Source organism: Kitasatospora sp. NPDC004240, from assembly GCF_053603215.1.
The window spans coordinates 31,102-43,304 of record NZ_JBSGFD010000064.1 but is presented as its reverse complement, the minus strand read 5'-3'; the positions used below and the strand labels follow the sequence as shown (position 1 = coordinate 43,304).

The following is a 12,203-nucleotide window of genomic DNA, read 5'->3' as shown; positions in this document are numbered from 1 at the left end:
CCCCCGCCGACCCGGTCCGGCCCCGGCGGAAGCCGGGCGCTGCGCGTGGGCACGGTCCGCCCCGAGTGCCGCGGCCTCGCCCGGGCGGCCGTCCGCCTGGACGCGCCGGAGGTGGCCGCGATCCTGCGCGAGGCGGTGGACGCGCTCGGCGTCGTCACCGCCTGGACGGAGGTCATGGTGCCGGCGCTGCGGGCCGTCGGGCGCAAGTGGGCCGCTGCGGGCGAGCAGTACGTCGAGGTCGAGCACCTGCTCTCCTGGCACGTCGCCGCCGTGCTGCGCGACGCCGCCGTCCGGCCCGTACGGCCGGTACGCCTCGCGGCGCCCCGGCCCGGGACGCCGCGCCCGGTGCCGCCCGTCCTGCTGGCCGCCACGCCCGACGAGCGGCACACCCTCCCGCTGGACGCCGCCGCCGCGGGCCTGGCCGAACGGGCCCTGCCGTTCCGGATGCTGGGCTCGACGGTCCCGCCGCAGGCGCTGCTGGACGCGATCCACCGGCTCGGCCCGGGCGCCGTCCTGCTCTGGTCGCAGGACCGCCGGACCGCCGACCACGACCTCCTGCACCGGGTCGGCGGCAGCACCTGGGGGCCGCGCGGCTCCGCCGGCCGGGCGCTGGTGCTCGCCGCAGGCCCGGGCTGGGGCCGTACCCGGCCCCCGGCCGGCGCCGCCGTGCCCCGCACCCTCGCCGCCGCGCTCGACCTCATGGAACAGGCCGTCACCTCCTGACACCCGCCGGCCCCGCACCCGCCCTCGTACCCGAGAGGAAGCCCCATGGACCAGAAGCTCCTCAGACTCACCGGCGCCGTCACCTTCGCGTACGGGCTCCTGGTGACCGCGCGTCCGGCGCTGCTGGCCCGGCCGTCCGGGCTCGCGGCCCCGGACGGCACGGTGCCCACGGAGGTCGTGACCTGCCTGCGTCCGCTCGTCCTGCGCGACGCCGCCTGCGGGCTGGCCATGGTCCTGGCGCCCGACGCCCGCAGCCTGCGCACGGCGACGCTGCTGCGGATCGCCTCCGACCTCGGTGACGCCGTCGTCCTGACCCGGGCGCTGCCGGAGCGGCGGCACCGGGCGATGGCCGCCACCGTGTCCGTCGGCTGGGCCGCGCTGTCGGTCGCCGGCCTGCTGCGCCCGGGCCGCGCGAGCGGCGGCGCGCCGGGACCCGCAGGCGCCGCACCCGCCGAGGCGGACACCGCCCCGATACGCGGCGCCGACGGCCCGGCCCGTCCGGCGCAGGACTCCACCACCCCGACCGCACCACCTCCGAGGCACCCCCGATGACCGTCTCCGTCGCCCTGTTCACCCAGGACCTGCGCCTGCACGACAACCCCGTGCTGCACGCCGCCGCCACCGCGGACCAGGTCGTACCGCTGTTCGTCCTCGACCCCGCCGTCGAGGCCACGGGCTTCTCCGCGCCCAACCGCCGGGCCTTCCTCGCCGACTGCCTCGCCGACCTGGACGCCTCGCTGCGCCGCACCGGCTCCCGCCTGGTCGTACGGCACGGTGACGCCGCCGAGCAGACGGCCCGGGTGGCCGCCGAGGCCGGCGCCGGCCGCGTGCACGTCGCCGCGGGCGTCAGCGCGTTCGCGGTCCGGCGCGAGGCGCGGCTGCGCGAGCTGCTGGGGCCCCGGCTGAGCGTCCACGACGCCTCGCTGACCGTGGTCCCGCCCGGCGCCGTGGCCCCGGCCGGCCGTGACCACTACGCGGTGTTCACCCCGTACCACCGGGCCTGGCAGCAGGCGCCCCGCCGGACGGTGCTGGGCGCGCCGCGCGTGCTCCGCACCCCGGACGACCTGCACGGCGAGGAACTGCCCACCGCCCGCCCGACCTCACCCGGCCTGCCGCCCGGCGGCGAGACGGCCGGCCGCAAGCGCCGGCTGCACTGGGACGTCGACGCGTACGAGGACCTGCACGACGCGCTCGCGGACGACGGCACCTCCCGGCTCTCCCCGTACCTGCACTTCGGCTGCCTGTCCGCGACCGAACTGGCCGCGCGGGCCCTGCGGCACGACGGCCCGGGCGCGCAGGCCTTCGTCCGGCAGCTCGCCTGGCGGGACTTCCACCACCAGGTGCTCGCCGCCCGGCCCGACGCCGCTCACCGCGACTACCGCGCCCGCGAGGACGACTGGCACCGGGACGAGCGCGAGGCCGAGGCCTGGCGTACGGGCCGCACGGGTTACCCGATCGTCGACGCCGGTATGCGCCAGCTCGCCCACGAGGGCTGGATGCACAACCGCGCCCGGCTCCTGACGGCGAGCTTCCTCGCCAAGTCGCTGTACCTGGACTGGCGCATCGGCGCCCGGCACTTCCTGGACCTGCTGGTCGACGGCGACGTGGCCAACAACCAGCTCAACTGGCAGTGGGTGGCGGGCACCGGCACCGACACCCGGCCCAACCGGGTCCTCAACCCGCTGCGCCAGGCGGACCGGTACGACCCCGACGGGGCCTACGTACGCCGCTGGGTGCCCGAGCTCGCCCACCTGCCCGGTCCGGCCGTCCACCGGCCCTGGCTGCTCGCGCCCGACTACCCGGACCCGATCATCGCCCCGGACGCCCTCACCGCCCGCCTCCGGGCCGCCCGGGGCCTGGACTGACGCCATGGACGACACCCCGAACGACGCCGTGAACGACACCCCGAACGACGCCGTGAACGACACCCCGGGCGAAGCCCCGATCGAGGCGCCCCCCACCCCGCCGCGCTGTCTGGTGACCGGCGCCACCGGCTACATCGGCGGCCGCCTCGTCCCCGAACTGCTCGCGCGGGGACACCCCGTCCGCTGCCTGGTCCGTGACCCGGGGCGGCTGCGCGACCAGCCGTGGCGGGCCAGGGTGGAGACCGCCACCGGCGACGTGACCCGGCCCGACAGCCTGGCCGGGGCCTTCGACGGCGTCGACGTCGCCTACTACCTGGTCCACTCCCTCGGCACCGGGACGTCCTTCGAGGACACCGACCGGCGGGCCGCCCGGGCCTTCGGCGCCGCCGCCGCGGCCGCGGGCGTCACCCGGATCGTCTACCTCGGCGGCCTGACCCCGGCCGGCGTTCCCGAGCACGCGCTCTCCCCGCACCTGCGCTCCCGCGCGGAGGTCGGCCGGATCCTGCGCGACAGCGGCGTCCCGACCGCGGAACTGCGCGCCGCCGTGATCATCGGCTCGGGCAGCGCCTCCTTCGAGATGCTGCGCCACCTCACCGAACGCCTGCCCGCCATGGTCACCCCGCAGTGGGTCTCCACCCGGATCCAGCCGATCGCCGTCCGGGACGTCCTGCGCTACCTCGTCGGCGCCGCCCACCTGCCGCCCGGGGTCAACCGGACCTTCGACATCGGCGGCCCCGAGGTCCTGACGTACCGGCGGATGATGGACGCGTACGCGCGGGTCGCCGAGCTGCCCGGGCGGCTCATCGTCCCCGTCCCCGTGCTGACCCCGCGGCTCTCCAGCCTCTGGGTCGGCCTGGTGACCCCGGTGCCGGGCTCCATCGCCCGGCCGCTGGTCGAGTCGCTGCGCCACGAGGTCGTCTGCGGCGAACACGACATCGCCCGCTGGGTGCCCGACCCGCCGGGCGGCCTGATCGGCTTCGACCGGGCCGTCGCCCTCGCCCTGCGCCGGATCAAGGACGCCGACGTGGCCACCCGCTGGTCCTCGGCCTCCCTGCCGGGCGCCCCGAGCGACCCGCTGCCCACCGACCCCGACTGGGCCGGCGGCAGCCTCTACCAGGACGTCCAGGAACGCCCGGTGGCCGCGTCGCCGGCCGCCGTCTGGCGGGTGGTCGAGGGCATCGGCGGTGACAACGGCTGGTACTCCTTCCCGCTCGCCTGGGCCCTGCGCGGCTGGCTCGACCGCCTGGTCGGCGGCGTCGGGCTGCGCCGCGGCCGCCGGGACCCGGCCCGCCTGCGGGTCGGCGACTCCCTGGACTTCTGGCGCGTCGAGGAGATCGAGCCGGGCCGGCTGCTGCGCCTGCGCGCCGAGATGCGCCTGCCGGGCCTGGCCTGGCTCGAACTCTCCGTCACCCCGGACGGCGAGGGCCGCACCCTGTACCGCCAGCGGGCGCTGTTCCACCCGCACGGTCTCGCCGGCCACGCCTACTGGTGGGCCGTCGCCCCCTTCCACACCGCCGTCTTCGGCGGGATGGCCCGCAACATCACCGAACGGGCCCTGGCCACGCCCTGACCCCGCCGACCCGTACCCGCCGACCCGTACCCGCCGACCCGTACCCGGGGGCCCGTACCCGGGGCCCGGCCGCCCCGGTTCAGGACGCCGCCGCTTCAGGACGTCACCGGCTCCAGCCGCAGTCGCCGGACCGGCCAGGGCGGGGGCGTGGCCGGGCCGAACCAGAGGCGGACGTCGACCCCGGAGCGGACGGGCAGGCGGGGGAAGTCGTTCACGGCGTGCTCGGTGCGGTGCAGGGCGTGGCGCGGGGCCAGGTGGAGCGCGGCGTACGTGTCGAAGGCGGCCGCGTCCCGCGGACGGCAGAGCGTCGCGACCACCTCGCGGCCGCCCGGCTCGGGGGTGAAGTTCGGCCCGCGCAGCAGCAGGACGTCGTCGCTGTCGATCATGGTGGCGTTGGCCGCCTCGCGGTGCTCCCGCCAGACGGGGCCGGTGTAGAAGGCCTCCAGCGCGCGCCGGCGGTGCGCCATGTCGGGGAACGCGCGCAGCCAGACGAAGCGGTCCGGGTGGTCGAGGTCGCGGAACCGGCCGCCGAGGGTGATGCCGGCCTCCTGCTGGCCGGTCACGAACTCGCGCTCGAACAGCTCGATCAGGGTCTCCCGGGCGCCGGGCCGCAGGGTGTACTGGCGCAGTTCCACGATCCAACTGCCGTGCGGGAGGTCGGAGCCGGGCAGGGTATCGGGGTCGTGCAGGGGGTCGAAGTCGTTCATGCGCCGCAGGGTAGGGGCGCTCCACTGACATCCCCTGTCAGTGGATACTGGCCGACATGCGCGCGAGCCGACTGGTCACCCTGCTCCTGCTGCTCCAGAACCGCGGGCGGATGACGGCCCGCCAGCTGGCCGAGGAGCTGGAGGTCTCCGTCCGGACGGTCTACCGGGACGTCGAGGCGCTGGCCGGCGCCGGGATCCCGCTGTACGGCGACGCCGGGCACGCGGGCGGCTACCGGCTGGTGGACGGCTACCGGACCAGGCTCACCGGGCTGACCCCGGACGAGGCGCAGGCCGCGTTCCTCGCCGCGCTGCCCGGCACGGCCGCCGAGCTCGGTCTGGGCGAGGCGCTGGCGACCGCCCAGCTCAAGCTGAGGGCTGCTCTCCCGGCGGAGCTGCGCGAGCACGCCGGGCGGATCCAGGAGCGCTTCCTGCTCGACGCCCCGGGCTGGTACGGCGACGGCGATCACGTGCCCCACCTGGCCGCGGTCGCCGCCGCGGTGTGGGAGCGCCGCGAGGTGGTCCTGCGCTACCGGCGCTGGCGGGCGCCGGAGGAGATCGAGCGGCGGGTGCGGCCGTACGGGCTGGTGCTGAAGGCCGGCCGCTGGTACCTGGTGGCCGCCGGCCCGTCCGGGGTGCGCACCTACCGGGTCGACCAGATCGTCGAACTCGGCGCGCAGGGAGAGGAGTTCACCGTCCCGGACGGGTTCGACCTGGCCGCGCACTGGCAGGACTACCTGGCGGGCTTCCGGGCCCGGCTGCACACCGGGGAGGCCCTGGTGCGGCTCACTCCGGACGGCGCACGCCGCCTCGGCGTGACGCCGGCCGGCGAGGGGTGGACGCGGGCCCGGGTGCCCATCGAGTCGGTCGACCACGCCCACGGCGAGTTCCTGCGGCTGGGCACCGATGTCGAGGTCCTGGAGCCCGCCGAACTCCGCGACCGCCTCGCCGCGACGGTCCGGGCCCTGGCCGCCCGCTACGACGACTGAGCGCCGAGCCACGGCCACTGAGCGCGCGGGGAGCCGCCGGGAGCCGCTCAGCCCGTCAGGCGCCGCCACTCCTCCTCGGCCGCCAGGTAGTCCTCCCGGGCAGGCCCAGCGTCCGCTGCACCTCCTCGCCGCTGCCCGCGGGCGCCCACACCAGCGCGTCGGTGCGCCGCGGGACGGTGCCGCGCAGCAGCTTGCCCCGGTAGGCCCCGGTGTCGCGGGGCCCGGGCTCAGCCGCGGCCCGGGAGGAACGGCAGCTCCGCCTCCACCAGGTCCGCGTAGGTGTCCCGGCGGCGGATCAGCCGTGCCTCGCCGCCGTCCACCAGCACCTCGGCCGGCCGCAGCGAGGAGTTGTACTGGCTGGCCATCGCCATCCCGTACGCGCCCGCGCCGAAGATGCACAGCAGGTCGCCCTCGCCCAGCGACGGCAGGTCGCGCCCGCGCGCCAGGTAGTCGGTGGACTCGCAGATCGGCCCGGCCACGTCGTAGCGGGTCAGCCCGTCCATGGTGACCTGCCCCTCGCGGCGGGCGGGGACCAGGCCGCCGTCGGGGCGCACCGGCCACATGAAGTGGAAGGAGTCGTAGAGCGCGGCCCGGATCAGGTTGTTCATACCCGCGTCGACGATGGCCAGGCGGTGCTCCCCGGCGTCCTTGAGGTAGCGGACGCGGGTCACCAGCACGCCGGCGTTCGCGGCGATGGAGCGGCCCGGCTCCATGACGACCCGGCCGCCGTCGGCGACGAAGGGGCGCAGGACGGGCACGATCGCCTCGGCGTAGGCGGGCCAGGTGGGGGCGTGGCCGGTCTCGTAGTCGGCGGCGAACCCGCCGCCCATGTTGATGAGTTCGACCTCGTGGCCGTCGGCGCGAAGCTTCTCCGCCAGCTCGACGATCCGGGTGAGCGCCTGCACGTACGGGTCGGGGGAGTAGATCGGGGAGCCGAGGTGGACGTGCAGGCCCACCAGGCGGACGTGGCGCAGCGAGGCGGCGCGCGCGAACAGGCCGGGGACGCGCTCGATGTCGACGCCGAACTTGCCGCCCTTGGTGCCGGTGGTGGTCTTGGCGGGGGTGCCGTGGCCGGCGACGTCCGGGTTGACGCGGATCGCGGCGCGCACCTCGCGGCCCAGGTCGTCGGCGACCCGGGCGAGCAGCTCCAGTTCGGAGTCGGACTCGATGTTGACGCAGCCGATGCCCGCCTCGACGGCCTCGCGCAGCTCCTGCTCGGACTTGCCGACGCCGGCGAAGACGATCCGCTCGGCGGGGATGCCGGCGGTCAGCGCGCGGAACAGCTCGCCGCCGCTGACCACGTCGGCGCCGGCCCCGCCGGCCCCGAGCTCGGCCAGCAGGCGCAGGTTGCTGCAGGTCTTGACCGCGTAGCAGACCATCGGGTCGAGTTCGGCGAAGGCCTCGGTCAGGTCGGCCAGGTGGGTGCGCAGGGTATCGCGCGAGTAGACGTAGGTCGGAGTCCCGTACTCGGCGGCGATCTGGGCGAGGCCGACCTCCTCGCAGTGCAACTCGCCGTCCCGGTAGCCGAACCTGTCCACGCCCAGTCCTCCTCGTGCCCGTTGGATGGGCTGGAGTCTACTGCGGTCCGGCGGGTGTGATCGCCGGCGTCTCAACGAGTGGTCGTGGCGTACTCCGGTTGGTCAAGCGGAAGTTGACGACGTGTTCGGAGCGACGGGGCGACGATGAGCAGGTCCTCCCGACCGTCCTCGTAGGAGCTGTCCGGAGCGGCGCCCCTTCCCGGATCCGGCGCCGTCCGGTGTCGCCCGTGGTCGTCCGGTGTCGCCCGTGGTCGTCCGTGGTCGCTCGTGGTCGCCCTGGGTGGCGACGGGGAGGCGCTCTGGTGGACCCGGGGAGGATATCTGTAATGTCCACGCCATGACGACCGCTCGGCGCCGGTTCGCACTCACCGCGACTCTCATCGGCGCTCTCGCCGCCTCGATCCTCCCCAACGCCACCGCCGTCCACGCGGCCGGACCCTCCTGCCGGACCGTCGAGTCCGCGCCGCTGGACCGGGAACAGACCCGCACCACCGACCCGCGGACCGCCGCCCTGACCGAACGCGCCGGCTTCGGCGACTTCGTCCGCCGGTTCCCCGCCGCCCTGTGCACCGCCCGCAGCGCCGCCGAGGCCGGGCGGCTGGTCGACGCCTGGGGCGAGTCCCTCTGGCGGGCCGGCGTGGACCGCGCCCAGGGGCGCCGCCCCGGGGGCGACCTCCCGGCCGCCGACGACCGGCCGCTGTACTGGACCAGGGTCGCCATGACCGTCCGACTCGCCCGCTGGCAACCGGACTTCACCCTCGACCGGGCCGCCCTGCGACAGCGCTTCGAGGACGCCTCGCGGGGCCTGACCGGCGGCGGGTTCAGCGGCCGTCCGGGCGTGCGGCGGATCTTCGTGAGCGGCTTCGACCCCTTCGGCCTGGACGCCGAGCCGCGCCGCGCCAACCCGTCAGGCTCGGCGGCCCTGCAACTGGACGGCCGACGGATCACCCTGGCCGACGGCACCCCCGCCGAGATCAACTCGGTGCTGTTCCCGGTCCGCTACGGTGACTTCGACCGCGGCATCGTCGAACGCGCCTACGCCCCGTACCTCGCCCCCGGCCCGCGCGCCGCGGACCTCATCACCACCATCAGCCAGGGCTACCCCGGGCTGTTCACCCTGGAGGCCTGGGCCGGTCGCGCCCGCTCCGCCGACCCCTACCCCGACAACACCGGCGCCCTCTCCGGAGGCACCCGCGAGCACCCCGTCACCGCACCCGGCCTCGGCCCGGGTGCCGAGTTCATCGCCACCAGCCTGCCCACCGGCCCGATGGCGACCGTCCAGCAGCCCTACCCGGTCCGGCTGAACACCACCGTCACCGAGATCCCCGCCGGGGCGAGCACCCCGGTCGACCGCAAGGACGGTCCGACCCCCGGCTCGCGGGCGGTCGCCGGCGGCGGCGGAGGCTACCTCTCCAACGAGGTCGCCTACCGCACCAACCGGCTGCGCCTGGAGCTCGCCCCGCACCTGCCCGGCGGCCACCTGCACACCCCCGTGCTCGACGGCCTCCCGACGCAGCCCGAGCTGCTCACCGGGCCGGCCTTCGAGCAGAACGAGGCCGCGATCACCGGTGAGGTCCTCGACATCCTGCGCCACACGGCCGGCTGACCGGGAAAGGCGCCGGGGGCGCGCCAGGTCCGGAGTCAAGGGCGGCTTGGCGTTCGACGTCGAAGGGGCCGGCCGGCCACCCGGGCTTGTCCGCGCTGCCGGACGGACTCGCCACACACCCGGACCTCCGAGCTCCGCGAGGCGATGGCAGATCTTCCGGGCGGGACAGCGAGTGACGGATAGTCAGTATGATCACCTACCAAACCCACTAACCGAGCGGCCCCCTCCACCGGCAGGCCGGTCCGCCGGTGGACCACCCAAGGGGATGGAAACGATGTCCGCAACACCGGCCAGGTCCCGACGTGCCGTACACGCTGCCGGCCCCGCGTCCGCAGTGCTCGCCTCGCTGCTGCTGCTCGGAGGCTGCGCCTCCGGTGGCTCGGCCGGGTCGGCCGGGTCCGCCCGCACTGCACCGGGCACGTCCGCCGATGGCGGGGCCTCGGCGTCGCAGCCGACCGCGACGGCCTCCGGACCGGCCTCGGCACCACCCGCCGGAGGCACGGACGGCAAGTGCCCCGCCCTGCCGGACGTCAGCGACCGGGCAGCCGCCCAGGGGCCGTTCCCGGCGGGGGACGTCACCTGGGTGGACTTCAAGACCAGCAAGCTCCCGGTCTCCAAGCTGTCCGGCCCCGCTGTGGTGACCGGCGAGGTGGCCCGCTGCTATGCCCGGACTCCACGCGGCGCCGTACTGGCGCTGGCGAACGCGTCGGTCCGAACGGCCAACGCCGACGACACGAAGACCGTCGTCGAACAACTGGTCGTCGGGAACCCCGACCGCGATCTCTACCTGGCCACTGTCCTCCACGGACGGGGCGCGGCCACGTCGGCCGCCGCGCCACAGGGCCAGTACGCGGGGTTCCGGGTGGCCTCCTACAACCAGGACATGGCAGAGGTCCAGCTCGCCATCAGGTTCCCGAACGGCGTCCACCGGACGGTCGTCCTGCTGGCCGTCTGGTCCGAGGGCGACTGGAAGTTCAAGGTGACCGGCACCGGCCAGCAGACCGACCAGGTGGACCAGACGTACAGCCTGAGCTCCACCTTCGTGCCCTTCAGTGCGATGAGTTCATAGCCGGCGGCCCGCGCGGTGACGCATACGACTGTGTTCGCCGTGGTCATCGTGGTGCTCCTCGTCTCGTGTGTCCGGGCAGAACACTGCTGGCAGACGGACGAGATGGGCCAGGAGGGAAGAGGCGTCCCGAACCGGGCGGCGACGGGCCGTCGAACGCGGAGCCCTGACGAGTTCTGGTCTGCCACGTGGTCGTGCTGCTGGAATCGCGTTCTCCGCCGTCACCTATGGCCTTTGGGACCGCAGGTGGTGTGTCAAGGCATGGACGATCCCGACAGGGAGCGGGGAGTTCGCGAGGAATCCTCAGGGCCGGTACGCGGTCGACCGGGCTCAGCACGTCCTCTGCCCGTGGATCGCCGCCTTGCTGCCACCCGGCCCTCCCACCTGAGGCACGCACCGCGCTGACGCTGCGTTTTCTCGCGGGCCTGACGACACCCGAGGTCGCCCGGGCGTTCCTGGTGCCCACCGCGACGATGGCCCAGCGCACCCGGGCGGTTTCGGGTGCCGGGGTCGGCACCGTCCTGCTGGCCGTGTTCAGCCTGCCCTTCGTCGCCGCCGGAATCCTCTTCGCCGTCGTCGGCCTCACGACCGTGTCCGGAGACACGGACGACGGCACCGGCCCGGCCGACCCGTACCCCACCGGCTACGTCTGCACCCTCAACCCCGACTCCACCCGCCTGGTCTGCCCACGGGACAACCGGTACCCCGACCTCGTGCTCCCCACGTCAAGGTGGTGAGCCCGGAGGTTCCCAGGTTTCCGCCGCGCCGACGGGGTAACACAGTGCCTGCGGGCTATCCGGTGGCCAGCAGGCCGGGAAAGCGCTCGGCCTGCTGCGCCAACCCCGGTAGCAGATCGCTCAACGATGCGACGATCAGCATGAGTTCACGCTGGAGCGCGGGGTGATCGCGCCAGGCGTCCGCGCTCCTCGTCAGTACGGCGGACAGCAGGTCGCCCTCGTACAGGTCGCCCTCCGCCATCGGGTCGTCCCGCAGCACCTCGACCGCCAGCGGCAGGAGATGGGCGAGGCCCACGTTCTGTCCGATCAGCAGGCGCAGGTCCTCGATGGTCAGTTCGCCGACCGGCCGATGCCGGAGCGCATGCGCCCTGACGACGAGAGGGGGCGCGTCAGCGAGCGGAGCGGGCCAGCGATCGCCCTCGAGCTCGTCGAGCGAGCGGTCACGGTCGGCGGAGCGAGTCACCGGCCGATCATCCCACGCCGCGTTCGCGACGCCGAGCGCCACCGGGCCATCCGGATAGGGCCTCGGATGCCGGGTTGAGGAGGGGGCCGGCCGTGGTCGGCGGGGGGCCGGGCTTCAGAGTGGGATGACCGGGCGGGTGGAGAAGTCCTCGTAGAGGTCCTCGCCGTCGGGGCCGTGGACGAATTCGGCGAGGAAGGGGTTGCGGTTGGCGGTGGCGAGGGGGAGCCAGCCCAGGAGGGTGCCGTAGCCGCCGCAGGCGGATTCACCGCCGTCGCCGCCGTGGACCGTGGTGGGGTCGCTGGTCAGTTCGGTGCGGTAGGTGTCGTACGCGATGTGCAGGCCGAGGGCGTTGGGCCGGTGCTGGGGGCCGTCGGGGTGGAGGTAGGGGATGCGGTCGAGCGGGCAGTCGTCGCCCCAGCGGAACAGGGTGTCGGCGCCGGCCCCGCAGGCGTGCTCCCATTCGTCGGGTGTGGGCATCCGGAGGCCGCGTTCGGTGAGGACGGCCGGCATGTCGGCGGGAGGTTCGGTGAGGTCCTCGTCCTCGACCGCCATCAGGACCGTCGCCACGGTGACGCGGCGGCGCGGACTGAGCAGTTCGGCGAGGTGGGCGCGCAGGTCGGGGCCGAACCCGAAGCCCTGGGACAGGCTCTCCCGGTAGTCGGCGGCCTGTTCCGGGGTCGGCTGCCAACCGTCGAGGTCGAGGCCGAGCGTCACCGGGCCGCCCGGCACCAGGGCGAACTCCTGGCCGTCCCGCTCGATCCGCGCGCGGTGGATCCGGCCGCCGAGGTGCTCGACGGCCTCGACGCAGACCACGCGGCCGCCTGCCGGCTCGGCCGCCCGCTGTGCGGTGCGGTGGGCGGTGGAGAGGTCGAACGCCCGCCACTGGTCGAAGGTGAGGTCGGTGAGCGACATGCGTCGGAGTCTGCCACGAGGGTCCGACAG

12 protein-coding genes and 1 pseudogene are annotated in these 12,203 nt (G+C 75.0%); 9 read left to right on the top strand and 4 right to left on the bottom strand.

What is annotated here, in order from left to right; translation table 11 throughout:
- The 4 genes from ACWEQL_RS19310 to ACWEQL_RS19295 form a co-directional block, all read left to right on the top strand.
- A partial coding sequence (locus tag ACWEQL_RS19310; protein WP_452151468.1) for a B12-binding domain-containing protein occupies nt 1-723 on the top strand: 723 nt, incomplete at its 5' end.
- Between the two features lie 45 nt (nt 724-768).
- Nucleotides 769-1,275, top strand: a complete 507-nt coding sequence (locus ACWEQL_RS19305) for a hypothetical protein (protein WP_452151467.1) — start codon at nt 769-771, stop codon at nt 1,273-1,275.
- Entirely contained in the window at nt 1,272-2,588 is a 1,317-nt protein-coding gene (locus ACWEQL_RS19300; RefSeq protein WP_452151466.1) for a cryptochrome/photolyase family protein, read from the top strand. Before ACWEQL_RS19305 ends, ACWEQL_RS19300 begins: the two co-directional genes overlap by 4 nt.
- A 4-nt stretch (nt 2,589-2,592) precedes the next feature.
- Nucleotides 2,593-4,158 (top strand): SDR family oxidoreductase, encoded by a 1,566-nt coding sequence (locus tag ACWEQL_RS19295; RefSeq protein ID WP_452151465.1) that lies wholly within the window; start codon nt 2,593-2,595, stop codon nt 4,156-4,158.
- 95 nt (nt 4,159-4,253) lie between these two features.
- Here ACWEQL_RS19295 and ACWEQL_RS19290 read toward each other — a convergent pair whose 3' ends face one another.
- Nucleotides 4,254-4,865: an NIPSNAP family protein gene (locus tag ACWEQL_RS19290; protein ID WP_452151464.1), complete on the bottom strand. Its 612-nt coding sequence runs from the start codon at nt 4,863-4,865 to the stop codon at nt 4,254-4,256.
- 56 nt (nt 4,866-4,921) lie between these two features.
- Between ACWEQL_RS19290 and ACWEQL_RS19285 the strand changes: the two genes are divergently transcribed.
- Nucleotides 4,922-5,851 carry a helix-turn-helix transcriptional regulator gene (locus tag ACWEQL_RS19285; RefSeq protein WP_452151463.1) on the top strand — a complete coding sequence of 310 codons (930 nt, stop codon included), beginning with the start codon at nt 4,922-4,924 and terminating at the stop codon, nt 5,849-5,851.
- A gap of 227 nt (nt 5,852-6,078) precedes the next feature.
- Here ACWEQL_RS19285 and lysA read toward each other — a convergent pair whose 3' ends face one another.
- A complete protein-coding gene (gene lysA / locus ACWEQL_RS19280) occupies nt 6,079-7,389 on the bottom strand; it encodes a diaminopimelate decarboxylase (RefSeq protein ID WP_452151462.1) in 1,311 nt (436 codons plus the stop codon).
- A gap of 337 nt (nt 7,390-7,726) precedes the next feature.
- Between lysA and ACWEQL_RS19275 the strand changes: the two genes are divergently transcribed.
- The 4 genes and pseudogenes from ACWEQL_RS19275 (at nt 7,727) to ACWEQL_RS19260 (ending at nt 10,798) form a co-directional block, all read left to right on the top strand.
- A complete protein-coding gene (locus ACWEQL_RS19275; protein WP_452151461.1) occupies nt 7,727-8,995 on the top strand; it encodes a pyroglutamyl peptidase in 1,269 nt (422 codons plus the stop codon).
- A gap of 274 nt (nt 8,996-9,269) precedes the next feature.
- On the top strand, nt 9,270-10,064 hold the full coding sequence (locus ACWEQL_RS19270) for a hypothetical protein (RefSeq protein WP_452151460.1): 795 nt from the start codon (nt 9,270-9,272) through the stop codon (nt 10,062-10,064).
- A 359-nt stretch (nt 10,065-10,423) separates the two neighbouring features.
- A pseudogene (locus ACWEQL_RS19265) lies at nt 10,424-10,546 on the top strand (sigma factor-like helix-turn-helix DNA-binding protein); the annotation flags it as partial.
- A complete protein-coding gene (locus tag ACWEQL_RS19260; RefSeq protein WP_452151469.1) occupies nt 10,520-10,798 on the top strand; it encodes a hypothetical protein in 279 nt (92 codons plus the stop codon). The pseudogene ACWEQL_RS19265 and the gene ACWEQL_RS19260, both read left to right, overlap by 27 nt.
- A gap of 55 nt (nt 10,799-10,853) precedes the next feature.
- Here ACWEQL_RS19260 and ACWEQL_RS19255 read toward each other — a convergent pair whose 3' ends face one another.
- Nucleotides 10,854-11,303, bottom strand: coding sequence for a contact-dependent growth inhibition system immunity protein (locus tag ACWEQL_RS19255; protein ID WP_452151459.1), 450 nt, complete (start codon nt 11,301-11,303; stop codon nt 10,854-10,856).
- A 72-nt stretch (nt 11,304-11,375) separates the two neighbouring features.
- Nucleotides 11,376-12,173, bottom strand: coding sequence for a hypothetical protein (locus ACWEQL_RS19250; protein ID WP_452151458.1), 798 nt, complete (start codon nt 12,171-12,173; stop codon nt 11,376-11,378).
- Nucleotides 12,174-12,203: the final 30 nt, after the last annotated feature.

Bases quoted from the DNA above. Each gene is read 5' to 3' on its own strand.
- ACWEQL_RS19305 (WP_452151467.1), top strand. From the start codon at position 769: ATGGACCAGAAGCTCCTCAGACTCACCGGCGCCGTCACCTTCGCGTAC.
- ACWEQL_RS19250 (WP_452151458.1), bottom strand. From the start codon at position 12,173: ATGTCGCTCACCGACCTCACCTTCGACCAGTGGCGGGCGTTCGACCTC.
- ACWEQL_RS19270 (WP_452151460.1), top strand. From the start codon at position 9,270: ATGTCCGCAACACCGGCCAGGTCCCGACGTGCCGTACACGCTGCCGGC.
- ACWEQL_RS19290 (WP_452151464.1), bottom strand. From the start codon at position 4,865: ATGAACGACTTCGACCCCCTGCACGACCCCGATACCCTGCCCGGCTCC.
- ACWEQL_RS19295 (WP_452151465.1), top strand. From the start codon at position 2,593: ATGGACGACACCCCGAACGACGCCGTGAACGACACCCCGAACGACGCC.
- ACWEQL_RS19285 (WP_452151463.1), top strand. From the start codon at position 4,922: ATGCGCGCGAGCCGACTGGTCACCCTGCTCCTGCTGCTCCAGAACCGC.
- ACWEQL_RS19300 (WP_452151466.1), top strand. From the start codon at position 1,272: ATGACCGTCTCCGTCGCCCTGTTCACCCAGGACCTGCGCCTGCACGAC.
- ACWEQL_RS19275 (WP_452151461.1), top strand. From the start codon at position 7,727: ATGACGACCGCTCGGCGCCGGTTCGCACTCACCGCGACTCTCATCGGC.